The organism is Pseudoalteromonas galatheae (assembly GCF_005886105.2).
In the GTDB taxonomy this organism is placed as follows: Bacteria; Pseudomonadota; Gammaproteobacteria; order Enterobacterales; family Alteromonadaceae; genus Pseudoalteromonas; species Pseudoalteromonas galatheae.
The window spans coordinates 3,629,888-3,656,708 of the sequence record NZ_PNCO02000001.1 but is presented as its reverse complement, the minus strand read 5'-3'; the positions used below and the strand labels follow the sequence as shown (position 1 = coordinate 3,656,708).

The 26,821-nt window shown below is 42.1% G+C and carries 22 protein-coding genes; 18 read left to right on the top strand and 4 right to left on the bottom strand.

Annotated features, from left to right (window positions below; genetic code table 11):
• The first annotated feature begins 356 nt into the window (after positions 1–356).
• From CWC29_RS16285 to CWC29_RS16275, 3 genes are all read left to right on the top strand, one after another.
• A protein-coding gene (locus CWC29_RS16285) for an IS3 family transposase (protein WP_408004171.1) occupies positions 357–1,435 on the top strand; the annotation gives its coding sequence in 2 pieces (ribosomal slippage) (positions 357–609 and positions 609–1,435; 1,080 coding nt in all).
• A 409-nt stretch (positions 1,436–1,844) separates the two neighbouring features.
• A complete protein-coding gene (locus CWC29_RS16280; protein ID WP_138524968.1) occupies positions 1,845–2,339 on the top strand; it encodes a hypothetical protein in 495 nt (164 codons plus the stop codon).
• A 153-nt stretch (positions 2,340–2,492) separates the two neighbouring features.
• Positions 2,493–3,440, top strand: coding sequence for a phospholipase D family protein (locus tag CWC29_RS16275; protein WP_138524966.1), 948 nt, complete (start codon positions 2,493–2,495; stop codon positions 3,438–3,440).
• A 371-nt stretch (positions 3,441–3,811) separates the two neighbouring features.
• On the opposite strand, the gene CWC29_RS16270 is transcribed toward CWC29_RS16275, so the two are convergent.
• Entirely contained in the window at positions 3,812–5,437 is a 1,626-nt protein-coding gene (locus CWC29_RS16270) for a LytR/AlgR family response regulator transcription factor (RefSeq protein WP_138524964.1), read from the bottom strand.
• Between the two features lie 75 nt (positions 5,438–5,512).
• Here CWC29_RS16270 and CWC29_RS16265 point away from each other — a divergent pair, with 75 nt between their 5' ends.
• The gene (locus tag CWC29_RS16265; RefSeq protein ID WP_138524962.1) at positions 5,513–7,204 is read left to right on the top strand and encodes a serine hydrolase domain-containing protein; all 1,692 of its coding nucleotides are present in this window, start codon (positions 5,513–5,515) and stop codon (positions 7,202–7,204) included.
• 485 nt (positions 7,205–7,689) lie between these two features.
• Here the strand turns inward: CWC29_RS16265 and CWC29_RS16260 are convergent, their stop codons facing one another.
• A complete protein-coding gene (locus CWC29_RS16260) occupies positions 7,690–8,721 on the bottom strand; it encodes an IS110 family RNA-guided transposase (RefSeq protein ID WP_138524990.1) in 1,032 nt (343 codons plus the stop codon).
• Between the two features lie 136 nt (positions 8,722–8,857).
• Entirely contained in the window at positions 8,858–9,763 is a 906-nt protein-coding gene (locus CWC29_RS16255) for a hypothetical protein (protein ID WP_138522505.1), read from the bottom strand.
• A gap of 313 nt (positions 9,764–10,076) precedes the next feature.
• Between CWC29_RS16255 and CWC29_RS16250 the strand changes: the two genes are divergently transcribed.
• Entirely contained in the window at positions 10,077–10,463 is a 387-nt protein-coding gene (locus CWC29_RS16250) for a hypothetical protein (RefSeq protein WP_128727245.1), read from the top strand.
• A gap of 182 nt (positions 10,464–10,645) precedes the next feature.
• Here CWC29_RS16250 and CWC29_RS16245 read toward each other — a convergent pair whose 3' ends face one another.
• Positions 10,646–12,103 carry a hypothetical protein gene (locus tag CWC29_RS16245; protein ID WP_128727246.1) on the bottom strand — a complete coding sequence of 486 codons (1,458 nt, stop codon included), beginning with the start codon at positions 12,101–12,103 and terminating at the stop codon, positions 10,646–10,648.
• Between the two features lie 345 nt (positions 12,104–12,448).
• On the opposite strand from CWC29_RS16245, the gene CWC29_RS16240 reads away from it, so the two are divergent.
• The 13 genes from CWC29_RS16240 (at position 12,449) to tssK (ending at position 26,821) form a co-directional block, all read left to right on the top strand.
• Positions 12,449–13,753: a type VI secretion system protein TssA gene (locus CWC29_RS16240; RefSeq protein WP_138522503.1), complete on the top strand. Its 1,305-nt coding sequence runs from the start codon at positions 12,449–12,451 to the stop codon at positions 13,751–13,753.
• Positions 13,754–13,818: 65 nt separating this feature from the next.
• Positions 13,819–14,349 (top strand): Hcp family type VI secretion system effector, encoded by a 531-nt coding sequence (locus tag CWC29_RS16235; protein WP_045989241.1) that lies wholly within the window; start codon positions 13,819–13,821, stop codon positions 14,347–14,349.
• Positions 14,350–14,360: 11 nt separating this feature from the next.
• Positions 14,361–14,858: a type VI secretion system contractile sheath small subunit gene (gene tssB, locus CWC29_RS16230; RefSeq protein ID WP_045989242.1), complete on the top strand. Its 498-nt coding sequence runs from the start codon at positions 14,361–14,363 to the stop codon at positions 14,856–14,858.
• Positions 14,858–16,330 (top strand): type VI secretion system contractile sheath large subunit, encoded by a 1,473-nt coding sequence (gene tssC / locus CWC29_RS16225; RefSeq protein WP_128727248.1) that lies wholly within the window; start codon positions 14,858–14,860, stop codon positions 16,328–16,330. Before tssB ends, tssC begins: the two co-directional genes overlap by 1 nt.
• A gap of 108 nt (positions 16,331–16,438) precedes the next feature.
• On the top strand, positions 16,439–17,716 hold the full coding sequence (locus CWC29_RS16220; RefSeq protein ID WP_138522501.1) for a type VI secretion system contractile sheath domain-containing protein: 1,278 nt from the start codon (positions 16,439–16,441) through the stop codon (positions 17,714–17,716).
• Positions 17,713–18,156: a type VI secretion system baseplate subunit TssE gene (gene tssE, locus CWC29_RS16215; protein ID WP_128727250.1), complete on the top strand. Its 444-nt coding sequence runs from the start codon at positions 17,713–17,715 to the stop codon at positions 18,154–18,156. Before CWC29_RS16220 ends, tssE begins: the two co-directional genes overlap by 4 nt.
• Positions 18,149–19,966 (top strand): type VI secretion system baseplate subunit TssF, encoded by a 1,818-nt coding sequence (locus tag CWC29_RS16210; RefSeq protein WP_128727251.1) that lies wholly within the window; start codon positions 18,149–18,151, stop codon positions 19,964–19,966. Before tssE ends, CWC29_RS16210 begins: the two co-directional genes overlap by 8 nt.
• Positions 19,957–20,877, top strand: coding sequence for a type VI secretion system baseplate subunit TssG (locus CWC29_RS16205; protein WP_138522499.1), 921 nt, complete (start codon positions 19,957–19,959; stop codon positions 20,875–20,877). The genes CWC29_RS16210 and CWC29_RS16205 overlap by 10 nt, the downstream gene beginning before the upstream one ends.
• Before the next feature lie 14 nt (positions 20,878–20,891).
• A complete protein-coding gene (gene tssH, locus CWC29_RS16200) occupies positions 20,892–23,462 on the top strand; it encodes a type VI secretion system ATPase TssH (RefSeq protein WP_138522497.1) in 2,571 nt (856 codons plus the stop codon).
• A 37-nt stretch (positions 23,463–23,499) separates the two neighbouring features.
• Entirely contained in the window at positions 23,500–24,189 is a 690-nt protein-coding gene (locus CWC29_RS16195) for a type 2 periplasmic-binding domain-containing protein (RefSeq protein ID WP_235956595.1), read from the top strand.
• Entirely contained in the window at positions 24,190–25,002 is an 813-nt protein-coding gene (locus CWC29_RS16190; RefSeq protein ID WP_128727254.1) for an FHA domain-containing protein, read from the top strand.
• Positions 24,987–25,499: a type VI secretion system lipoprotein TssJ gene (tssJ, locus tag CWC29_RS16185; RefSeq protein WP_045989250.1), complete on the top strand. Its 513-nt coding sequence runs from the start codon at positions 24,987–24,989 to the stop codon at positions 25,497–25,499. Before CWC29_RS16190 ends, tssJ begins: the two co-directional genes overlap by 16 nt.
• A gap of 2 nt (positions 25,500–25,501) precedes the next feature.
• Positions 25,502–26,821, top strand: coding sequence for a type VI secretion system baseplate subunit TssK (gene tssK, locus CWC29_RS16180; protein WP_138522495.1), 1,320 nt, complete (start codon positions 25,502–25,504; stop codon positions 26,819–26,821).

The following is a 26,821-nucleotide window of genomic DNA, read 5'->3' as shown; positions in this document are numbered from 1 at the left end:
TGGGCTAAGTAACTGATATTTAGGTGGAAGCTTTGTTTGTTTTTTGATAAGCGATCGTTAAGTAGAGAAATTGTCATTGTTAATGAGAATATTAATTGACTATTAGATGAAACTTTATTGTTTGTGTTTAGTTAGCATCTGAGATGCTTATCTGATCTAGTATGAAACTATATTTTCCCATTCACAATTTTTCAAACCAAAATACTGGCCCTACAGCCCCGCTTAGTATGAAACTTTATTACTGTCCCACATTTGTTGTGACTTAAGAATAAAGATTCATCCCAAGTGTAACTCCCCCAAAAAATGAAACAGTTCATAAGTAGAATTTTCCATTAACTAAAATAGGAAAATTTACGATGAGAAAAAGCAAGTTCACCGAAACCCAAATTGTCAGCATGATCAAGGAAGCTGAATCAGGTATTCCTGTGCCAGAAATCTGCCGCAAACATGGTATCGGCCAAAGTACGTTTTATAAATGGCGCTCAAAATATGGCGGGATGGAAGCTTCAGACGTTAAGCGACTTAAAGAGCTTGAAGAAGAAAACCGTAAGCTAAAAGATATGTTTGCAACGCTTAGCCTAAAGCACTCGATGCTTGAGGATATCATCGCAAAAAAGCTGTAAAAACAAGTAGGCGCAGAGCTTGGGTAGAGCATTTAAGAGCTCAATTTAACGTCAGCGTCGCATTTGCTTGTGAAGTGGCAGGGCTAAGCCGCTCAGTTTTTTATTACAAACATAAACGGCCGTCAGATGATGAAGTTATCGACGCATTACTTGCGCTGGTAGAGCGCCATCCTAGGTGGGGGCTGCCTAAGCTATTCAAAAGGCTTCGCAATAAGGGTAAGCCGTGGAATAAAAAGCGTGTTGAACGCGTTTACAACATGCTAAAACTAAACTTGAGACGTAAGGGGAAGCGCCGTATTCCAACAAGAACACCTGAACCATTAAGTGCACCGACACAACATAATGAATCGTGGTCAATGGACTTTATGAGTGACGCATTAAGCTATGGACATCGTTTTAGAACACTGAATGTGCTGGATGATTTCAACCGACAAGCACTGGCGATTGAGGTCGATACAAGCTTAACTTCTGAACGAGTTATTAGAACGCTACAACAAATTATTGCTTGGCGAGGAAAACCAAAGCAGATTAGAGTGGACAATGGCCCAGAATTTACTTCAACGGCACTCGAAGATTGGGCAATGAAAAATGACATCAAGTTGGAATTTATAGAGCCAGGCAGTCCTTACCAAAATGGTTTTGTGGAAAGGTTTAATCGGAGTTACCGTGAAGAAGTGCTAGATTTATACTTGTTTGAGTCACTGCAAGAAGTACGTGAAATCACTGATGAGTGGTTAGATATTTATAATTATGAGCGACCTCATGATTCACTAGGCGATATGACACCAATTGGTTATCTTGAGGCTGCATAAAATTCTACGAAATAGCTGTACTAAATTGGGTGGAGTTACACAACAATGACCAAAGTAGAACGAGTTAACAGCTAGATAGCTGCGTAAAATCAATTGGTTAACCAGCTTGATTGTTCAGGCTAGCGGCCTCTGTGCGCGTAAAAAATATAATTGCTTATTAAGGCAAATTTAGGTGTAATGAATACATAATAAGCGCTGAGCAATGCAGGGAAAGCTTACGTAACACTAGCTAAACTGATTACACTAGCTAGGAGAGACTCTCCAAAAAGCCTATTTTTTCTAAGTAAGCTATAGCATAAACAACACCAACTCTGTAACACCGAGCAGGTAGCGGCTCAGTCCAACAAGCGATTATGCAACACAAGCTGCGTGTCGCATAAATACTAAAGTGTTATATGCCTTTTAAGTTATGAACAAGACCTTAGCTTTATTAATAGTATTTAGCTTCAATGCATTTTCTAACGATCTTCCTAATTGTTCAGAAACCGACGTGCTTGGAGGCAAGTTATTTGAGTTTGAAATTACCACTTCTTTTCATGGGAGTCATTACTTCAAATTCTGCTCGGGTGAAGTGAGTTATTTATTGTCAGAATACATTGAACCTGTTTCAACCAACTGGCCATTGAAAACAACAGTAAAGCATGAATCAATGGCAAAGTTAGATTCCGATACAGCCATCTACTTGAAAGACTTGTATCGAATAGTTCAAGCTACCTTAAAGGAAGACAATACAAGAGGGTTGGATGGCTCAACTTGGTGTTTTAAGCCTAAAAATGGTCCTGGGTATTCTAAAACATGCCTGTGGGAACCTAGAGCTTCGACCCAGGAAAGAAACTTACAGAATTTTGTTAAGTTAGGCGTTAAACTTTATGAAATATCTAATTTTAAAAGCTTAGGAAAATAGGCATATAATAAGGCCATAAAACGAAGAATATAAAACAGCTGGATTGTGCTCCTACGCGCGAATTCAACTCCGAAGTGCATCACTCGCTAATTTTAGCCAGCTATTTTCTGCCGTTTATGGCGGCGTTAGCATTATCTATAGTTCAGGGTAATAGTGAAAATTTTTGATAACTTTAGTGATTTAGAACAGCTTTTTGATAGTGTTAACAACTCAAAAATAACCATCGTTTCAGCCTTTGCTAGCGGTACAGAGTCAATAATAATAAATCTAGCAACTACAAACAAAGTAGAACTAATTATTGGAACAATTAACTCGTTCTCATCCCCGAAATACATAGAGAACCTTATCGAATCGAAAACTGAAAATTTGAGTCTGTATATGGATTTCCGCTATGGAATGAGTACACATTGGAAGCTATACCTAATTGAACCAAATATAGTTCTCATCGGAAGTGCTAACTTCACATCATTAGGTGTTAGTTTGAAGCGAGATACTCTTGTCCGGATCGACTCAGAAGAGCTATATCTTGAGTACATATCGAAAGTGGAAAACTTAAAGTCGGAACCTTTAGTTTTAAATAGTGAATCAAAAGAATTTAACCAAAAATTCAATCTGTATAGGCAGTCATTTATAGAGTCTCAATCGGCCAACCAAGCAGGTAATATAAAATCTAACCTTCAAACATGGCTTGCAGACGATCATAATCAAGCAATTCCTTTGTTTATCTGGGACAGTGATATAGAACCTGAGACATATGAACAAGCATTTATACTCATTGAAGGCAAAGAACCAGAAGTTGAGTCAAAAGAAAGTTATCGACTATCTACATATAAATGTAAGGCAAACGAACTTCCATATTTGGAAGGTAGCCTAGTCATTACAATGAATGAAAAAGGTTCTTATGCAAACTTTGAAAGGTTTGACAGGATTCTTTACAAAGATGGTATTCATTATCTGTATTCGTTTAAGGGTAAGAGAAAAAATGCCCCTTTCGATATCACTGAGATAGCCTCTGGTTTAAAACTAATTGCAAATGAGCTTTATGAAAATGATCAGACAGTTTTATACAGAGAAAACATTGAGAAGGCCTTGGGAAAATAATACTAACAAGCAATTTAAGAGGGATTCACAACGCTCGGCATTTTTGTTTCTACTTCAAATTTAGTGTTTATGGCACAATGCTTTAGGTTTGGTTGGAAGCGTTGCTCCCCCTTAATTGATCATTAGTAGCACATAGAAATTTTTATATGAAATTCATCTAATACAGCTGACGACCTAGCTCGTTTTTGTCCCACAACGAGTATGATACTTTAATACTCAGTTGTAGCTTGATTCGGACTTGATAGTAGCAATTAGTATAAAACTTTATTCATCTCCTACATTTTTTTGTGACTTAGATGAAGCTATATTCCTAAGTCACACACTAATTGCAACGGCTTTTTTGCCTAATAGTGTCTAATTTGGATAGCCGTCTAACCTAATGCGTCGCGAACTTTGGGCATGATCCTGCGACTAACAGGGACTTCGTCACCTGTCGATAAATGTAAAATGCCAGTTCCTGATGCGCTTCTGGATAAGGATGTTATGAACTGAGTATTCACTATATACGAGCGATGAACCCGTAAAAAAGTGGCAGGAAGTGTACTTTCGAGTTCAGACAAGCTGTTGTGGTGCAATACACTTCCCCTATTATTTATAACCAGCTCAACATAATCTCTCGCCCCCTTACAAAAACAAATTTCTTCGCAAGATATAAAGTCTGTTTTTCCAGCATGGTTGATTTTTATTTTAGTTGGTTGCTCCCGTTCTTTATGTTCGTCCAATATGCGCTGTAATCGATCTGCCCGATCTTGCTCAAACCGCTTTTTTTCCTGCTCTTTCTTATAATCGGTAGCATGTTGAGCAAAAAAGAAGACGAAAAGCAAAGCAATGCAATAGTAGTAATAAATATCTAAAAACTGGTTTGGGCTACTTGCAGTCAATAGAACAAACGCAAACAGTGCAACGCTATGTGACAGCGCGTTGCGGGCTTTCTGTATCGCAGCATACCCGGTAATTAATGTGCCTATTCCCATAGGGAGCAGTACTGATGCAAGCGTTTTTGATTCAAAATGATCCAGTAACAAGACAAATATGAGGGTTGTTATACAAGCAACGGTTAAGGCTGTTTTTCTCCTTTTTGTTAAAAAGCGTTTACATACATAACTCAATAAAAAGAATGAAACTATTAAGCTTGAGCAAAGAATAGTTAGCATCCTGATCCCATTGTATGGGTAACTATAATCAAACAATCCGCGTGATACTTCAGCAATTAATTGGATAACTGCGAAAAGCGATGCAACAGGGATGAATAGATTTTGCTTGGTGTTATTACTTTGCAAGGCTAATACAGATGAATAGGTAAAACCGATAATTAAAATACCAAGCGGGATAAATACAGGTAGGTAGTGGTTTGCAAGGTAGTCCTTGGGCGTTTGATAATCGGTGATAAGCAACCTTTGTATAGGTGGATCAATCTGCAATAGCCTGTTATGTGAAGATAGTTCGATGACTAAAGTATTATGTTGTTTTATCAGGAGGCTGTCGGGTAAATAGAAGCTTTTATCTATGCGGCCGGCAACTTCATTTTTTGCTTCCTCAGCTGGCGAGCCATTGCGGCCGATCTTTACTCCATTAAGATAAACCGTCGTAGATGCTTCGGCTGACAAAACCAGTCCAAGAGGGCGCCCCCTAGGTTGCCCTGCGTTTGCCACATCGAAATGAACTTGTATCCAAACTAATGATTGCTTTGGGTTGACCTGATTGATTGACACCGATCTACAGTTTTCGACTTTTGTCAGTGTTCCCTGTGTATTTTTAGATACATCCTGACAAACAGATACTGATGAGATATGAACGGTAGAGGTGGCGTTTACCATTATTGAATAAAAGAGACTTATCAGCACACAAAAGCGTAAAACGTGGCCAGCACAAATTGAAGCATGTCTGGAAAAAAGACAGGTGACACCCTGAAAAAACCCTACCGTTAGCATAAAAAAACCGACCGTTAGCATAAAAAAGCGAGCAAAAAGGAATTTCGTAGATATATTCAAACGCACATTCTATATAACTTTCAGACACATGACAGCACAACCACTGCGGTCTGCACATTTATTAAGAGGAAAAGCAGTTTTATGAAGCTTTTAAGGTGTTTATTTTTATTGTTTGCTTTGTTTTCAGTTGCGGCATCAGCAAAGCAACCTGTTAATTTCGCGAACGCGGACTTCGAAGCATTACTCAAGCAGCACAATTTGCCCGGGCTAAGTGTTGCGGTAGTGGAGAATTACGAAGTGGCATTTATTGGCTCGTATGGGAAAAAGGAATATGGTGCTGAAGCGGACATAAATCAGCATACCGCTTTTGGCGCAGCTTCTATTTCTAAAGTGATAACTGCCATTATTGCAACTCAATTATCGGAACAAAACAGACTGAATTTAGATGTGCCTGTAAACAATTATCTGCGGAGGTGGAAACTCCCTGAAAACAAATATACAACCGAACAACCCGTTACGTTACGCCACTTGCTCAGCCATAGCGGTGGGGTGAATCAAAGCGGGTATTCTGCTTATTTTACGGGAGATGATATACCTACTCTGGTTGAAAGTTTAAACGGTAAAAAATTAAAGAAACCTGCGGACCCTATTACTGTTCAATCCCCTCCTGGAAGCCGCTTTAGCTATAGCGGAGGCGGTTTTGTTATTGCGCAGATGGTTATTGAGGATGTGGTAGGGCAACCCATAGCTCAGATAGCGCAGGATATGATTTTTGAGCCAATTGGAATGACCAATAGCACCTTGCAGCAATACGGTAGTCCAAATTTCCCAAAGAATGTCGCAAAAGCGCACAATTTTGACGGTACACTTGCCGGTGGGACAGGGCTTCCTATCTATCCGCAAGTGGCTGCTGCGGGGATGTGGACGACTCCGACAGATATGGCAAAACTGATAATTGATTTTCAACGTGCTTTACGGCACGAGTCTGGAACAGTAATTTCATCAAAAGTTGCAAGAGAAACAACTAAAATTCAGACACTAAAAAAGGCCGGTGGATGGGGATTGGGTTGGATGAGGTATATGGCTGACGGAAACCTCGAGTGGTTTTCTCATTCAGGCTACGGGTCGGGGTTTGGCGGACAAGTGATGGCGACGATGGAGGGAGGGCAAGCAATTATCATTTTTGGCAACGGAGCACACAAAAGCCGTATCCCTGTTATTGAATCCGTAATTAGCTCCATAATTAGTGAGCGCAACTGGAGACGAGAAATCAATGGCGCTAAAATTGCGTCAAATAAATCTCAGCATTCGGATATGGTGGGGCATTATTACAATATCAATAGAGGCTTTTTTTCGCCGTTTAATGAAACAGTTACCGTCTTTGTAAAAAGTGGAAGGTTACTTTTAGATAACTCATTTGGTACTAGAATGCCATACGAGCTCTTACCAACAGAGAATGGCCGTTATCGAATAGATCAGTTTGTTAGTGCCGAGATTGGCTTATACAAAGGCAATATCGCATTTTTTCACAAAGATGCTGACCAACCTGAAACTGCGCTCACACGTATTACCAAGGACATCCAACCTCCTTTTGTGCATGCTAGGAACGGCGGATATAAAGTAGGCTTAAATGCATATAAAAGCTGGGTCGCAGCATACCCGAATACGCTATTAACGCGAGCAGCGACGTTTGAAAGGCTTGCTACCCATGCCCGAGACGAAGGGCGAAAACAAGAAGCGATAACGTTTTATCAGTTAGGTTTACACTTCAACCCTGATAACGAGACTTTCCAAGCAGGGTTGAGCGAACTGAAAGTGAAAAAACAACACTGATTTATATGGACGTTCTGCTGCTGTCAAGTAATACTCATCCAACAAGGTTGTTTTAACAGCCTTGTTACTTACACATGTTACTTACACAGACATATATGGACGCTCTGCTGCTGTCAAGTAATACTCATCCAACAAGGTTGTTTTAACAGCCTTGTTGCTTCTTTTATTTATCTCTCATTTACTATTTGTATGTATTGATAAACAGTCACTTTGAGTCACCCTAAATAAGGTGCTGCTCTGACATATATTCGGGCTTAACTGACTTTCAGCGCCCCTAATGAGTTTCGAACCTAGCCACCCAAAAAGTAGAATACACCCACGCGGCATTGAATGCCTTGCCTATAACGGGTTTAACTAGGTAGGTTTGACCTTTTGTTCATCGTTATGTTTACAGCAATGAGAATATGGCTATCAAGGGCTCATAAACACCCACTCGGGCTCGAGGCCCTTGTCACGACCGGGCTCCTTAATAGCCATAATTTGAGTCATGATTGCGCCTCACTTTGTGTATATTGGGCTTTATAAGGTTCATTTCTTTGTAGCAATATCCACATTAAGCGAGCCAATCGGTGGGCCGTGGCCACCACCGCTTTATTTTTACCGCGACGTTCTACCAATGCGTTGATCCATTTGTTTAAATCATCCTGCTTTTTGTGCGCATGATTGACCACTGTACGGGCACCATGAATGAGTTGTTTTCTTAGATAACGATCACCTCGTTTGGTGATCCCTCCCATCTTCTTGGTTTCACCCGAAGCATATTGACGTGGTGTGATCCCAAGCCACACAGCCAACTCCTTTTTATTAGAAAATGCTTGCCCTTTATCTATTGTGGCACTCAATGCCGATGCGTTGATAATCCCAATTCCGGGGATGGATTGGATAATTTGAGCAGCTTGGCTCTGTTCATTAAACTGCTTAAATTGTGCCTCTACATTTTTAATATTGGCGTCTAACTTTTGCATTTCTTCATAAACGTCTCTGAGGAGTAGATTTAAAGCTCCATGTAAATTACGGTTGAGCAGATCAGCAATGGTTGCACGAAAAGACTTTAAGCTCTTCTTGATGACGATGCCAAATTCAAGTAACAAACCACATGTTTGGTTGATGCAGGCAGTTCGATTATGTATGAGCCGTTCCCGATAACGATGTAGTGCTAGGATTGCTTGTTGATGCTCTGTTTTTACAGGAACAAAGCGAATGTTAGGTCGAAGGCTCGCTTCATAAATCGCCATACAATCATTTTTATCGTTTTTATTGCCACGGACAAAAGGGGTAACATGTTGCGCAGGGATAAGCTGAACTTGGTGCCCAGCTTGTAAGCAGCAGCGCCCCCAATAATGAGACGTTGAGCATGATTCCATAACAACATTACAAGCAGGTAATTGGGTCAATGTTTGCAAGAGCTTTGCTCTATCTAACCTTCTGGAAAAACATTTATTACCTTGCTTATCAAACGATAAAAGTTGGAATACATTTTTTGCTAGATCAATTGAAAGCGTGCTAACGTTATTCATGATGGACTCTCCTAATAACTGTGTTTGCAACTATCAGTTTGGCGCATTGACGCCGATTTGGGAGCGTCCATCTCATCACCCACTGTTATTTATTCGCTTCTATTAAACTAATGGTGAGTTCTCACTCACCTATTGATTATTTCTCATAAGCATTCAGCTCAGCCACATATCGGTGGTAGCCGTTTTCTTCTAGTGCTTCGATTATATCGGCAACGGGAAATACAGCGCCGCGGGCTATTAATGCGGTAATAGTGTCTGCATGTGCTTGTTCAAACTCCCCTTCACAGACTAAGAAGTTCCAATCGATCGCGCGAAGGAGTTCTGGGGTGGGAATATAGTCTTTAGCGATCTCTGGTAAGGCTAATAAAAGCGCTGGATTACATTGTAAAAAAGCACCAAACAGGCTGCGATAATCGGTGTGCCAAGATGACCAATTAGTGTCGTTGTTGAAGCATGTGTTGAGGTTGGCACCGCGCTCAAGAAGAGTTTGGATCACTGCTATGTATTGGGTTTCTTCAGGGTTATGTTGAAGGCAATACAGCACAGTTGCGCAAGTAGCACTGAGTGCTTGTTGTGAAAAGTCAGGGAATTGTGAAATCAGCAGAGTAAACAACTTAAATTCAGTATCGTGTTCGCCTGCAAAGGTTGTGGCTAATAAGGCGTTGTGATCTAGCTGAACGCCAGACTCTATAAATGCAGCGATTAATGGTAGAGAATAGTCGTTGGCTAAACGCCAAATATGTTCGCTGTTTTCAATGACGAGGCTGCCATCACGCGGAAATTGATTTAGCAGCGTAAATACTTTGCCTAGTTTGCCACCGTTAGGCTGTTCATCTAACTCTGGTGCATCCTGTATCTTTATAAAGTTTAGATAAATATCACTATCGGTTATTACCCCTTCGGCTCTTAGGCGTATTATCATTTCATGGTGTTCTTCAAAATTGTCGCAACCAAACCAATGACTCGCATGATGGTCTTTTAAGTACTCAAAATTACCTTGCGCAAAGTAAGTTTGTATATCAGCGATACCCCTAATGGTCATAAATGTTTCCTTTTAATTTGTACGACACGGTTATTATCGCTTAGCAAGTCATTTGTATTCAATGATTTAGCTTGTCTTATTGTTCACTAAATATTGCTCACATGATTTTTTGGTAGAGAAGATAGAGAGCATATTGAAACGATTTTATCCTCAACGAGGGGCATATAAATTCAAGTTTAAACTTACTGTGTATACATGTTAAAAATTATTTTAACTTGTTTTGTTTTATTTAAAATTGTTATGTGCTAGTTTTGCAATGCCTTAAATTTCAAGGGCTTTTCAATTTAATAAATGTATAAAGGACTAATATACAATGAAAGTATTAAACAAAGTTTTGGGTGCGACAGTTTTAGCGCTAGGTGTATCTGCTGGTTCGGCTTCTGCTGCTGAAGTAAAAATCACAGAAGTAGATTATGGTAGCGTGGTCATCCAAACTGCTGAAGTTGTGTTAAACCACAGCCAAGCAGGCACTTTCTCTATGAATGTGAGCGAAAACCATTTAACTGTAAATGCTCAAGACTCTAATGGACGTAAGTTCCGCTGTGTAATGAATGGTGCTGTAAGCTACAGCGATCCTACTATTCTTGAAAGAGTAACGAACATCGCAGCGACAATCTCTGAAGGCGACAGAGTACAATTTGAGGTGCAAAAAAATGTAATACCTCAAGTTTGTCATGTTAAAAAAATGCTAAGCTTCTAAGCTTTGCTATTTGCAATGGAAAGTGTGCGCACCTTCCATTGCTTTAGGTACTCAGCTGCAATTCAATTGCCGTGAGCAAACACAACATCTAAATAGCAACAGCCGTTAAGCCCCATATTGGAATTAGCATATGTTCTAGTTGCTTACCTCTTTCTTGTTCAAACTTCAGGATTGATATTTCCTTATTCTGCAGGGACAATCTCCCAATCAGTGACATCAAGGTGCGTTTCAGTTGCTTTGCACAGGGCCGACCAAATCGTCACAAAATGCACTTTTTGAATATCGCTGCCACTGTGCATGATGCTGTTAGAAATTGCTTCTGTGCTTGGGGGCGCATAAAGTCTGGGATGTGAGTCTTTATACTTCTTATAGGCCCAACTATTTTGACCAAAGGTATCTTTTAACTGTTGCTTACGTCGAGTGATTTGGTCATTTTTGTCTTGTATTTCTTGATACGTTTGTTCAGCCTCAGGCCGTTTGACTATGGTGGTCTTTAAAATCAAGTTAGGTAAAGACACATTGGCTTGTGTGGCCATTTGCGTAAAGCCGTCTTGCATCTCTCTGAGGCGTTTGTTCCCTGTCGCTACCCTTTGTGAGCGTATTGTGCTTGGCCAAACGTTATCTAGCCTTAGCTTCGCCATGGTGGAGTTGCTGTGTACACCAAAATATTCGTCAGGCAGCCCTAGCATGTGTCCAAACTCATGAGTCATCACGATATATTTATGCGGTACGGTGCGATCAACATTATGGGGTGTGCGAATAACAATAAGTACACCCCCATCTTGGCCGGAAACTGTGTGGTTACGAGTGCGAGTTTTTAAGAAGGCTACCGCGTCTTTGGCCCATTGCTGTGATGTGTCGGCAACAATAGCAAAGTTGTCGCCGACAATGCGCTGGTTAATGTAATTAGCGACAGAGTTTGCTCGGCGTGATTCTAAATTGTACGTAAAGGTGCTGTCATTTTTACCTTTGAGACCAATAATATAAGCTTTAATACCAAGTACATCGGGCGTTCTGCGTGCTCTTACAATCGTTAAAAAACGGTCTAAGTAGCTCTTCATGTCGCTGGTTAGAATACGTTGATCCGATGAAAAAGTAATATAGTCGCCATCGCCCGCAGGTAGCAACCCCCTCAATCCTGAGCGCAGCAAACCCTCTTTGTAATTGAAGATCCGCTCTTGGTTTTTGGTGATGTCAATTTCATTGGCAAAATTGTTGACATCGCAGACATGTGGAACCACGCCATGATTGATGCCGCCGCTAGACTTATACCGCGCAAGCTTTTTTACTTCTACGACATAACGACAGTACGCTGAGTTGTTCACCTCTGCAATGACAAAGTTAATGTCCATCACAAATTCTTCCCAGTTCTGCTTGGTACAGCGGATCTTATAATTGTTTTTCCACTTTTCTAAAATTACGCGTCTTGCATTACGTTTAAACTCATTTTTTTCATGCATTGACCACGAGAGTTGATCTTCGGTGTTGTCGATAAATCGATAAAAGATTTTAACAATTACGGTGATTTTCTTTTTGTGTGGTTCTACTTTGAGATCAAACTTGCCGATTTTTGTGGCAGGCACAAAGTCTTTAACAACTAAGTTGCCTCTAATGCCATCCCTGATGAAATTGTCTTTCATTTAAACCTCTTTGTATGACGCCAATTGGCGCAACTATAGTGGAATGTAAAAGTTGAATCAAAGTTAAAAAACTATAATTAAAGTGTTTTTTACTTTTTTTGAAAAATGGCAAAAACTCTGACTAAATTCATTTTTTGTCCATAGTTTCTTGATATTTTCTCGTTATTTAGGGCTGTTCACATTGGTGCTTGTAGCAAAAATAACGGTTTTTCCTGTGTGGATTAACGGTTTTTTGATCTAACCCTATAATTTAACAAGGTATTAATATCTTGACTTTGGATCATTCTGCTCCACAATGGAATGAAGAATAAATAATAATGCGTATAGGGTTTAAATTAGCCGCCTATGTTACTTTTTTCTCCAAATGCTGAGCTTGATGCCGGTATATTCCTTAAAGAAGAGCGAACAAAGTTTCGGGAACTACGTAATTTACTCAATATTGCGCAATCTAGCCTACGTAAGCTGCTAGAAACACCATCGTCAGCGCAAGACCAAGAACTTCAGCGCCAAAACGCCGAGGATTGGTATCAACTGCAACAGTCGACTGGTGATACGTTAAAAAATGACTCACGAGATATTGAAGTCTTTGTGTGGTGGTTATCCTCGCTAGCATACAAAAAAGAAGATCTATCCTTATTTAATGCAGGGTTAGACGACTTTTTGTTTGCGTTAAAACAGCTCGGTGAGTCAATTCATCCTAAACTACCTGAAAAAAAAGTAGCGAAACTTGATGACGCTGAAGCTGCGCAAAAACACTGTGATAATCAAACCAAACCGCTTGAACAATTGACGGGCGATAGCCCAAGTTCAGGGCTGTTAAATGTGCCACTAATGCGCTATCCGTTTATTGATGACTACACCTTCAGTGATTATGTTTCGGCTCAGAAAGACGGTAGTCTCGAAGCCAAAAAAGCTGAGTTTTCCGCGGTTTTACAATCCAGAAAAACAGAGCTGGTCTCACGCTTTGATATCTTGAGTGAGATTGAAAACAAGCTTAAAGAGATTGATTTATTCGTTAACGGATACCGCAATAAGCACGGACTTGCATTGCTCGGTTTTCGTTTTGTTCGCGATGCGATAAAGCAAATTAAGCTGATGTACCAACACTTCTTTCCCGATGTTGTAAAACAACAAGAAGCAACTGAAGTTTTGGTACAAAAGGAAGAGAATCAAGTGGTTGTTGAAGCAAGTAAAGAGCCCGCGCCACAACCACAAGCCACGGTAAGTGCAGCTGTCGCAGAAGCGACCATCACCCAGCCTGTGATTGCCAAAGCGGCGTATACCCGTGAGCATGCACTGGAAGACTTAAATAAAATTGCGGTTTTCTTTAAGAAGACGGAGCCGCATAGCCCCATTCCCTATTTGCTCGCCAGAGCCATACGTTGGGGCAACATGTCATTCTCTGATTTGATGGGAGAATTGATTGCAAAAGATTCACCTGCGCTTGCCGAGATAAGCAAGTTAACAGGCGTTGACAATGACTTAGGCGAGTTGTTGTCGGAAGAGAGTGTAGCAGTATCTAGTCCGAACCCCGCGGTTGTAGAAACGGTAGTGCCCGAAGTAGTGCAACCGATTCAAACAGACGCAGAGCCAGTACCAGAAGTTAAGCCTGTAACCAAAGATAGTTCCTCGTCAGGGCCACTCTGGTAATTAATAAAGATTAAATTTATGCCTACACTTTGTAGGGAAAAATAACATAGCTATGGAGAATACAAATGGCGTCAATTTTCATGAGAATCGACGGCAATGACAGCATCAAAGGGGCTGCAACAGTTGCCGATTTAAACAGCAAAAAAGGTTGGTTTGCGGTAGATAGCCTATCTTGGGGCGCTATGCGTGGCGTTTCTGTAGATATTGGTAATGCAAACAACCAAGATAACGGTATGGTAGCACTTGGCGAGATCAGTATCTCAAAGAGCTATGACGGTGCAACACCGTACCTACTTACCTATTTATTCCAGCCAGGTGCAGACGGTAAAACCGTTGAGCTAGTAATGACTAAGCCATCTCGTGATGGTAAAGGAATTGTACCTTACTACGTTATTTCTCTAGAAGAAGCACGTATGGCGAACTTTAGTATCTCTGGCAGTGATGGTGGTCAGCCATCTGAGTCATTCTCGCTTACTTATACTAAAATTGAGCAAATCTTCTTCGTTGAGGATGAGGGCGGTAAGCTAGAGAAAGCAGCATCTGTTAAATATGATGCAACGACTAACCAGCTTACTTCTGCTGCAGATCTTAAGTAAGGTAAATCACTATGGCACTTAATTCGCAACATAAGCGCGTTAGTAAAAACCGCGTAAGTATTACCTACGATGTTGAAACTAATGGCGCAACTGAGAAAAAAGAGCTGCCGTTTGTATCAGCGGTACTCGGTAATTTCTCTGGAGACAGAGAAGACCCAAAAGAAGTTGAAGATCGTGAATTTATTCAAGTAGATCAAGACAACTTTGATGACGTACTGGGCCGTATCCAACCTTCATTGACATTAAAAGTCGACAATGTGATTGAAGCTGATGACAGTCAGTTTGAAGTTAATTTAGATTTTGACTCAATGAAAGACTTTGAGCCCGATGCGTTGGTTCAACGTATTGAGCCTTTGAAAAAGCTACTTGAAACGCGTAATCAGCTGAATGAATTGCTGAGCAAAGCAGATCGCTCTCGTGACTTTGAAAAGTTACTAAAAGACATTCTACAAAGCGCAGACTCTTTGAGCGCGCTGTCTGATGAACTTGGCGTTAAAGGAGAGGAATAATGTCTGAAGAATTACAGCAAGATGGTGGTGCAGCTGGTGAAAGCGGTTCGTTTTTAGACCGTGCAATCAGTGCGACAAGTCAAACTGCGCCAGACAGAACCAAAGAGCTACTTACTTCTTTAACCAAAGAAGCGATGTCAGGCACAGTGACTTGGGATAAAAACTTAACAGATACCATCGCGAATGCGGTGGCTGAAATTGATAAGAAAATGTCCCAACAGCTTTCAGCAATTATGCAACAAGATAGCTTTCAAGAGTTAGAAGGTTCGTGGTTAGGTTTGCAAAAACTTATCCGCAACAGTGCACTGGGTACATCTCAAAAGGTGAAGTTACTCAATATCACAAAAGATGAGTTACTTGAGCAGTTTGAAGACGCACCGGCAGTCGACCGCAGTCCGCTATTCAATACGCTATATCAGCATGAATATGGCACTGCAGGCGGTGAACCTTACGGCCTAATTTTAGGTGATTACGAGTTTTCTCAAAAAGATGAAGACGTTGCGCTTTTGCGTTACATGGGTGAAGTGGCTGCAGCCAGTCATGCACCATTTATCGCAGCAGCAGCGCCTGAAATGTTCGAATTAAGTAGCTTCTCAACATTTAGTGAAGGAAAGCCAATCGCGCCGGCATTTGACTCGCCAAGCTATGCGTCTTGGAACTCATTTAGAGAAAGCGATGATGCACGTTATGTGGCATTAACTATGCCTCGTACGATGGCGCGTTTACCGTACGGCGGTAAAGGCAAAAAAATCAAATCATTTGAGTTTGAAGAGCTAGCGACAGATACCGCAGGCAATCCAAAACCAGCGAGCAATGACGAGATCGTTTGGTCTAATGCTGCGTATGAAATGGCGCTGAAAATGAACCAAGCTTTTGAAGCATACGGTTGGTGTACTGCGATCCGTGGTATGGACAATGGCGGTAAAGTAGAAGCTTTGCCTAACCTAACTTATCTAACTGATTCTGGTGATATCACGCAGCAGTGTCCGACTGAAGTTAACTTAACGGATGAGCGCGAGAAAGAACTGAGTGATTTAGGTTTCCTTCCGTTAGTTCACTATAAGAACACCGATTATGCTGTGTTCTTAGGCGGGCAAACAACGCAAAAACCTAAAGAGTATACCGATCCGGATGCGACAGCGAATGCTGCAATCTCAGCGCGTTTGCCGTATATCATGGCGAGTAGTCGCATTGCGCATTATCTCAAAGTAATGGGTCGTGACAATATTGGTTCTAATATGGAAGCGGCTGATATCCAGAAGGAAATGAGTGAGTGGATTGCAATGTACACAAACTCAGGTGCGATGGGTAATGCAGAGCGTGCAAAAACCCCACTTGCTGAAGCACAAATCTCAGTGATTGAGCAACCAGGCCGTCCTGGTGCTTACTCGGCAGTTGCGCATTTACGTCCTTGGCTACAAATGGAAGAACTAACAACTTCTGTGCGTATGGTTGCAAGCCTACCGGGCTAAGTTTACAACGCCTAATTCAAGCGTTAAAAACACTCAGTGAAGCGAGGTATGCGATACCTCGTTTCACTTCTGCGTATTAACCGACTGATCGCTGGAACACTATTCCTCATGTCTAGGACTGAACACCATTCAAACAATGTTGCGCTGGTAAAGCACCTAATTGCTGATATTGACCGTTTGATCAGTGAGCAGTTGTCTTTGGTTATGGCCCACCGCAAATTTACGGCATTAGAGGCGCGCTGGCGGGCATTACATGAATTAGTTAATTTACCGGTCAACTATAAAACCGTCCGAGTAAAAATCTTAAATATTGCTTGGTCAGAAATTTCCCAAGATCTCAATATTTCTCCATCAGTCAAACAGGCTAAATTATACAACCTCATTGCGAATCGAGAGTTCAATACGATGGGGGGAGAGCCTTATGGATTGGTTGTGATAGATCACAACATTAGCCTTGATATCGATTATGCCAATGAATTTGACGATATTTACACGTTAGAGTTACTTGCTGAATTGGGAGAGAAAAGCCTCTGTCCTATCGTCTTGGATGCTGATGAAGCTTTCCTCGGGGCGATAGGAGAGTCTTTTTTATGTGATACCGCGAAGATCAAGCGGGTGTTGGCGGCGCACGATTTTGAGAGCTGGCATCGCTTGCGGGCTAAAGACAATAGTCACTTTATTGGTCTCGTTTTCAATAAAATAGGTTATCGCCGTATTTACCGATTTCATCCTGCGGGGTTTGTGTTCGACGAAGAAGCCGATGACAATTTTCGCTGGGGAAACACAGCCACAACCTTTTTGAAAAACGTGATGATTGAGTTCAATCGCGTGCGCTGGTTTGGCTTTTTGAAATCTCGCAAGCTAGACGGCTCTGGTGGCAGTGCTATTAGCTACTATGGCGCAAAGAAAGATGACCTGCCGGTGGTTTTTAAAACTCGTATCTCAGCGAGTAATGCTGCCTTTATTTCTCAGCTTGGTTTGATCCCTATTTTTCATAACCCTTTAAATGAAAGATACTTTTTTCAATCGAATAGCTCAATCAAAGTGGAAAATGACACCGAAAATCGCTACCTGCTCCAAACCACATTGATGGTCAGCCGAATAGCACATTATCTCAAAGTACAACTTAGGGAGATGATTGGCTCGTCAATGGAAGCGCATGATTGTGAAAATAGGCTTACCCATTGGCTTGAACAATACTGCTCGAACTCAATTGTTTCTGATGAAATGACGCTAGCGAAAATGCCACTCAAATCTGCGAAAGTCAGCGTTGTTGAAGAGCCCGGCGAATTTAAACGTTATGGCTGTCATGTTGACCTTGTGCCGCAATATCAATTCGACAGAGTGGCAAGTACAGTAAGTTTATCAACGACGGTGGAGCGATGAGCTTTTTTAGTGCGTTTTACATGGATAGAGAAGACGTATCGGTCGATCAAGGTAACGAAGTGGTGCAGTCCATCCACCACAATATTGGCCTTATTTTAAAAACCGAGGCGGCATTTTTACACGACAATGAGAGTGAGCTGGTGAACCAATCGAGTATCTGCTTTGGCCTCGAAGATATCGCGCTATTTAGTCGGCTCAATAGCGGTGAGCAAATAGCGATGCGGATCAAAAATAAAATTAGCCAATTTGAGCCAAGGTTACACAGTGTTGAGGTCAATTATTTAGCGCAAGATGAAGAAAAGCATATCACTAATACGATGCGTTTCGAGGTTTCCGCGATGTTGTCGTTTGAGGGAAAAGAAGAGTTATTGCAGTTTGATACGGACATCGACTTAACCCGCCTCACTGTGTTGATAGAAAACGAGAGCCAATATGATTAGCCGCATGTTAAAGCACTTTGAAGATGAATTAGCGAGCATTCGTTATGGCCTTGAGGGGTTCCGTAAGCGTTTTCGTAGAGAAGCTGAGCATATTAACCTCAATGACAAGGGGCAAGAAGACCCGAACGTAACCCGCCTCATCGACAGTTTCGCATGGGTGGCAGCGAAAAATGCGATGGAAATAGATGCCCTACGTACACGTCATGTGGAAGAGTTTGCTGATATTGTCTCCCCAAATTTATTCAAATCACTGCCTATGGTGGTGCAAGCGCATTTTCAACCTAATGCGGATGACTTTAATAAGCCTGTGTTTTTGGATAAACAGGTAGAGGTTGAGCTTGATGTCATTAATAAAGGCGATGACAACACAACCGTGAAGTTGTGTAATTCTCTGCCCGTCACCTTTACGCCGATGACCGTTTCTCGTTTTAAGTTGGAGCAAACGCCGTTTCAACATGCTATCCCTGAAAACTTTGATAGCAAAGAGGCACCTTATTGTCTGCGCGTCGAACTATCACCGCTAAGTGGTGATGTTGATGTTCAGCAGGCGCTGACGCAACCAATCCAGCTGCATTTTAGTAATGAGTCGATAGGCCGAAACGTTGCCGACATTATCAACCAAGCGGTGAAGAAAGTGGCTATTAGCGTGGCGGATGATGAGTTTGCCTATGATATCGGTGAACACAATTTTCACCCTTTGCTCGCGGATAATGATTTTCTTATCTCACCAATCAAAAGCAATGAAATTCCGGTTTATTTTAAGCTCAAAGAGTATTTCTCAATCCCTGCTAAACGGCAGTTTTTCATCTTGAAAAACCCTCATAAGATAAATGTCGCGCATGGCAAAAGTGTTTACATCGACTTTTATTTAAATGAGTTGGGCGCAGTGTTACTTGAAGAGAAAAACCTCTCGGTCAAAATAAATAAGACACTCTTTAGTAACTTATTTCATCAATCTTCGGAACCGGTGAGAGTCAACTATCAAGAGCTATCGTATCCTGTTATTGCAGACGCCAGTCAGCGTCATATTCAGATTTATTCAATCGATAAGGTTTACGTCGTAACTTCGGCCGGTCAAAAGGAAATTCCACCTGTGGTCGGCACGCAAACTGTTGATTTTCAATCGCAACTATATTGGTCACAGAGCAACAAATTAGGCCATATTGAAGCAGCAGATAAGGCCACTTCTTTGGATGAGGTGAAGCACTTGGTGTTGCCAATCAATAAGGCAACCAAGGCTTACCCCAATGGGTTCACCGCATTTGCAGAGATCAGCTGTTACGATGCGCAGTTAGCCAACAAAATCCATGTTGGTAATCAAATCGTTGTAAATACAGAAGAAGCGCTAGCTGGGGAGTTTGAAGTCGGTGGCGTGACGATTCAACCCAGTAGCATGGTGACGGACGAGAAAAATTATTGGAGTTTGCTCAAGCTGATGTCCTTTAATTTATCTCAGCTGTTACAGGCACAAGACGCGAAGGCTACCTTGATTGGCTTCTTAAAATTGTTTGTTAATGCTAATGCCACACATCAAGAGCTCAATTCAATTTATGATGTTACGGCAAAAAAAATGAATGCCCCGTTTTTGGTTGAAAATCGCATGATCTTTGTCCCGGGGATGTCGCTGACATTGACATTAGATAACTCAGAGTTAAACGCGGATTTTTCGTTGTTTGCTGAGCTACTCAATGACTTTTTAGCGGCGCAAACACCATTTGATCGCTGCAGTCAGCTAACCGTGGAGTACACCAGTTACAACTGGCCAGCAAAGCGCTTTGAAGCACAGTTAGGAGCGCGCGTATGCAGTTAACGAAACGCTTATTTAGCAAAGTATCGTCGGTACTTCATTTTACGCGCTTACTGAGAGTCGCTGGGGCAAAAAAAATCAGCTTTAAACAGCACTTGTTTTCAGACACGTATGGTAAGCGAAAAATCGACTACCAAGAACTGGCTGATCAGCACTTTGTGGTCGATAGCAATGAGGCAACGTTATTTGGTGAGCGAGGCGGGTTACCTCATTTCATCCTGGATTGGTTGAAAGAGGCTTACTTACGTAATAATCGCGCGTACCTCAGGTTTTTGGCCATTTTCGACAACACTTTTGTTCATCAATCTTTAGAACTCAAAGCATTTGCATCTAAGGTGTTTCGCGCCGAGGCCACGACAACAGAGCAGCAACAGCGTCAATTATTGCAAAGTTACTTCAGCTCGCTAACCGAAAACTACGAAACACTATCGATGATCCCGGCGACTTTGATTACGAGGGCTGAGCATTACTCTTTGAGTAATCTTCAGCGCTTGCTTAAGCATTATTTCCCTCATCCTATTCGGTTAGCGATGAGTGACATCGAGGTGAAGGAAATTCCCCCAGCCGCAAGAAGTTGTTTAAGCGCTTGTCAGCTTGGTAGAGGGGCTGTGCTGGGTAAACAATTTGCCCAGTTAGGTAGAACCTTAACGGTAACGGTTAGCTTTGATGATGCGATGGTTTTTTCAAAGTTAGAGAAACAGGAAGCAGAACAGGTGGCGTTGTTAAGTGCCATCAAGTCACTTTGCTGCCACTACGTCAATCACGAGGTGGCGGTGGAAGTTGAAGCTGAATACATCGGAACAGTACCTTCTACTTTGGTACTCACGAATAATTATAAGGGCATTGTGCTTGGGGTAAACGCCAACTTAGCAAGGCGCAATGACGACCAGAAACGAACGGTAAGGGCTCTGTAGAGTTAGGGATAAGTATGTCTCAAGTATCTATTTCAAAACTAATTTCTTATTTAGACAGTAACTTAAAAAATGCGCTGGAGTATGCCGCTGCAGATGCCATGAACAGCCAAGCTGGCGCCATTGAAATTGAGCATTGGTTCATTTCGTTACTGAAAGGACGTGATCCTAAGTTGCAACAGTTTCTTGAGTCGCAACAGGTTAATATTGCACAGTTTGTGCAAGAGCTAGAGCAAAAACTAGGTCAGTTGGCACCGAGTCATTCAGGACAGCCTACCATCAGCCCTGAGTTGATAGACTTAGTGAAGTCTGCGTGGTTGGTTGCGTCGGTTGAGTTTTCTCACAGTGCCGTTGCGGGGCTACATCTGTTACTTTGCATCTTGCAGCCCGATCCATTGTCGTTTAAGCAAAAAGAGTTTACTGCACTTAAGAATGTCTCTGTTGAGAGCTTAAAAGAGCATATTAAAACGCTATCTATTTCGGCTAAAACACCAGCAAAGGGCGCGACAAGTGCACCGCAGAGTGTGGTAACGGGGGCGTTAGAAAAATATACCGTTAATCTTACTCAGGCTGCTCAGGCAGGTGAGCTAGATATTGTCTCTGGGCGTGCAGATGAAGTTAGGCAAGCCATTGATATCTTGTGTAGAAAACGACAAAACAACCCTATTTTTGTTGGCGAACCTGGGGTGGGTAAGACCGCCGTGGTGGAAGGGTTAGCGCAAAAAATTGCAGCGGATGAAGTACCTCCGGTTTTGTCTGGTGTGCAAATTCATTCACTGGATCTTGGTTTACTGCAAGCGGGTGCGAGCGTTAAAGGGGAGTTTGAAAATCGCTTAAAAGATGTAATTAACGAAGTAAAAACCTCAGAAGTGCCCATTATTGTTTTTATTGATGAGGCACATACTTTGATTGGCGCAGGTGGTGCGGAAGGGCAAAATGATGCCGCTAATTTGTTAAAACCAGCACTAGCGCGAGGCGAGTTTAGAACCATCGCGGCAACGACTTGGGAAGAGTATAAAAAATACTTTGAAAAAGACCCTGCACTGACACGCCGTTTCCAAGTGGTCAAAGTCGACGAGCCGAACGCAGAAGATGCGTTGCAAATGCTGCGTGGTGTCGCAGAGTCGCTAAAGAGTCACCACAATGTGTTTATCACAGAGGCGGCGCTACAAGCTGCCGTTGATCTGTCTATTCGTTATTTACCTAGTCGAAAGCTCCCAGATAAAGCCATCAGTGTGCTAGACACATCGTGTGCTCGTATTGCCTTAACGCAAAACGCAAAGCCTGCGAGTATCGAAGCAACAGAGCAGGGAATTCGCTACTTGGACAAAGAGTTAACATCGCTGACAAAAGAAAACGACATGTTGGCGAACCAAGCTGCAGCCATAGCCGCAAAAGAACAGAAAAAGACTGAACTAGAAGCGCAACTGGTTACATTGAATACGCAATGGGAAAAAGAAAAAGCGCTTGTATCTGAACTGGCACAAATCCAAGCGGGTGAGCAAGCGGGAGATTTCACGGCGAAATTGGCTGAACTCAAGTCGTTGCAAGGCGAACAGCCTATGGTTCATGCCATTGTCGATGAGCAAACTATTGCGGAGGTAATTGGCGCTTGGACTGGCATCCCGATTGGTAATTTAGTTAAAGATGAAGTGGCGAAACTACTGACATTAGAAACAGCTTTACATCAGCGTATTATTGGTCAAAAGCATGCGCTACATGAGTTGTCTAAGAGTATTCGGGTTTCGCGTGCCGGTCTGACTGATAAACGTAAGCCAGTTGGCGTATTTTTGATGTGTGGCCCTAGTGGTGTAGGTAAGTCAGAAACTGCGCTTGCACTTGCGGATCAGCTTTTTGGTGGCGAGCAAGACATGACGGTCATCAATATGACCGAGTTTAAAGAAGCGCATAAGGTATCTATGTTACTTGGATCGCCAGCAGGTTATGTTGGTTATGGTAAAGGTGGTGTGCTAACCGAAGCGATTCGTCGTAACCCTTATTGTGTACTGTTACTTGACGAAATGGAAAAAGCGCACCCAAGCGTCCATGATATTTTCTATCAAATTTTTGATAAGGGCTGTATTCAAGATAGTGAAGGTCGTAATATCGATTTTAAAAATACTTTGATCATCATGACCTCTAACGCTGCTGACAGTGAAATTGTCGATTTTTGTAATGTCAGTGAATCTCGCCCTGATTTAGTAGAGTTAGTGGACAACGTACGACCTGCGCTACAGAGCTTTTTCAAGCCAGCCTTTTTAGGTCGTTGTAATATCATCCCATATTATCCTTTAAATACTGCGGAGTTAGCTGAGATCACGGGGATATCGCTAAAACGTGTTGCGCAAAAACTACAAGAAACCTATGGGGCAACATTAAATTATGATCAAGCCTTTGTGGATTATGTGGTTGCCAAAGGAAATGAACCAACCATAGGTGGTCGTGCCATTGAGCAAATAATCAATCGAAACCTGATGCCGCAATTGGCTGAAAGCTGTATCGAGCGGATCAGCTTAGGCGAACCTATCCGTGAAGTGGTGATCTCAGGTTCAGCGGATGCCTCGGGCTTTGAGTTAGCTATAAATTGATGAAATGATGCTAAAAACCAGATTAATACGAGGCCTTATGTTAGGCCTTACATTATTTACCATGCATACGACAGGCAAAGAGGTCGTACAGCTGGCGACGCATGACGCTTACCCCTATCACTATGTTGAAAATGAACTCGTGAAGGGGAGTGTTATCAGGCAAGTTCAGTGCGCTTTTAGTCGGATGGAAGCCCCGTATCGCGCTGAGTTTGATAGTTGGGTAGAAGCAGAGCTCAAGTTGCGTACTGGTAAACTCGATGCCATTTTTGCGGTTGCCCAAAGTGATGCTCGTATGCGTTATGGAACGCTGTCTATTCCGATGGCGAGAAAACACTTGTACTGGTATTTCTCTGGTGCTGAAATGAATATCAGTGATGACAATCCGTTATATAAAAAATATAGAGTCGCCGCTGAATTTGGCTCTGACGAGTGGTTTGATATCAAGCGTAAAGGTTATAACGTGCAAATGAAGCCACGCAGTGGTAGTGCACTTTTAAAGTTATTATTAGGCCATGAAGTCGATGCTATTTTAATAGATGAACATGAGTTTGAACATGAATTGGCTAAGTTCAAGCTACAAAACACCAACTTTTCTCGACGTGAATATGGCACCATAGAGTTAGGTATATTGTTTTCAAAAGCCTTTTTAAAGAAGCGTCCAACCTTTCTAGAGGCATTTAATACTGCTGCCTCGAACTGTATTGTTGCCGATGATAGGAAGTTATAGATGAATGCTGCGATGTTGCAAGTCACTGAGTGCCCTGAAGATGTTCGATTGTTGTCGAGAATGGCGACGGTTTCTCAATCCGGCGTGGTGCTCGGAGCGTCAATTGAATGTGATTTGATTTTGCCGCATGCTGAGCAAGAAACGCAGCAACATGATGTATATGCTCGCATCGAACAAGATAAAGATGCCAATCAACTGCGGTTATATACAGAAGTTGAGGGGGTAAGTTTAAATGGTCGGCCACAGATCACACACTCATCCTCCGTGCTTTCTGATGGTGATATCATTGTACTTTTTGGCTACACCCTATTGCTTTCCATGCAGTCGGAAATCGGCGAGCCTGTTTTGGCTGCTGAAAAGCAAGAAGAGACTTTTTTTGATGTGATTGATGAAGTTGAGTTTGATGCGAGTAATATTTTTGCCGATTTAGAGACTGAACTTGACCAAATAAACACGCAAAAAACGCGTTCTGAGCAAGAAGAATTTATAGAGTATAAAGCAACAGATATCGGCGCTCATGATACGCAAAGTACATTAAATCAGGCTGCTATTGAGCAGAAACTGGATAAGTTATTAGAGGCGTCGCGTAGCCCTTGGCAGCAACAAAAGCAGATGTTGTTGATGTTAGATCAGGTGATGGATGAATTTCTAAAAGAATTCGATCCTCAGCTGATTGAAGACATGGTTGGCTCACCATCAAGGTGGAGCGGTAAGCATTGGGCGGCGTATAAAAATTACTACACAAGAAAAATGAACGAAGGACACTTTAAGCGTCAGTTTAAAGCGCTATTAATCGAATGTATGCAAAAGTAATCTTAGTCTCATTATTGATATGCTTAGCGGTTGGCTGCTCAAGTGCCGATCCGCTCCAGCGTTTTTCGTTACCGATACAGTTGCAGCTGGAGACCAACGAAAAGCTCAATTGGGCCAATGAAGGTGCCAATCCTGTTGCTATCCGGTTATATCAGCTCACCAAATCAGACCGATTTTCACAAAGTGAATTCATCGAGCTATTTCAATCGGATACGCAAATATTGGCTGAGCAATTGATAGAGAAGCAGCGGTTGTACCCAGTGATGCCGAATACAAAAGAGCAAAAGACGATTAAATTGCTTCCTGGAGTAAGGTATTTGGCGGTATTGGTAGAATTTAGTGACTATCAGAAAGGGACGACAAAGGCCGTCGTGGAAGTGCCTGAGGACGTTTCTGAAAGTACAGTAATTTGGCTTGGGCTCCAAGGAACGACGATAAAGTTCTCGGTAATGCCACAGCAGAGCTGGATGGATAGTTTGTTTGGTTGGGGAGCATAGTTTTGAGTAATAAAATTGTTTGGCGAGAAGGTACCTTTTTATATCCTCAGCATTTTCAGCAGATGGAATCACACCTTGAAAACGTCACACAGCAATATAGTGCGCTGACAACCAGTGAATTTGCACCGCATTGTGGTCTTGCTCAGCTGAGTATCAATGAAGGGTTACTAAAACTGGGTCAGTTTTCCGTGGTAGCGTGTGAAGGCATTTTGCCCGATGGTCAGTACTTCAAGTTAGATCAAGAGGTCGCGCTGCACATTCCTGAAGGCACGATAGATCAAATGGTCTATCTGGTTGTGCCAGCCAATCTTGCTGGAAACAACAGCTTTGATAATGGGGCTTCTAGCTCTCGCTATAAAACCCAGTTTAATCGCGTTTTTGACTTTACCAATAACCAAGCTGCTGAACTTGAAATTGAAACTGCACGCTTAAATGTGGCGTTGAAACTAGAGCAAGAAAACCTAGATGGTTTTGTCAAATTAGCGGTTGGTAAAGTGCTGGAGGTGGATGGCAATGGGGCAGTGATCATCGACCGTGCTTTTATCCCAGACTGCCTCAGCATTGGGGCGGCTGATATTTTGTTAGAGCGCGTGCGAGAGCTCGACACTTTGGCAAATGCCAAAGTGAATCAGCTGCTCACACGATTACAATCCGTCGTTGATACACAAAGCAACAGCGCATGGTACACAGAGCAGCAGTTGCTTACCGTGATCTATCACTGGCTACCTTGGCTCGAGGCAACCCAACGAACACAACATTATAAATTAGGCCGTTTCTACTTTGAGCTAAAACAGTTTGAGGCGGCGCTATTGAGTATCGATTTTGAGGTGCGCTCTCCGTGGACACCGCTTACGTTCGAAAGTTTATATGAAAAATTTCATGGTGTATTGGCGCGGATCAAAGACAAGCTGTCGATCACCCAACAGCAAAATGTCATTGAATACACTTGGGATAAGTCGCTTTTCGATAGCAGAAGAATGTTATTGGTAAAGGTGAAGCAACACGATATCAGCCAGACTAAACGTATGGTTATTGCGGTGACTAGTCCGCAAAGCCTCGCTAAAGAACTATTTACAACAGGGTTTAAGCTTGCGGGTAACAAGAGCATCATCAATTGTATTAAAAACGCCACACCTGGTGTGCGAGTGAGTGCATTACCTTACGCTCCGCCAGAGCTAAAAGAGCAAGGGTCGACGGAATATTTTCAAATTGATTTAGAAGATCCACTGTGGGTGAAAATGGTAGATAACAAAGAAATGCTGGCGTTGCACATTGATGCCCGAATTCATGTCGATGACGTTAAATTATTTTTGATTAGCTAA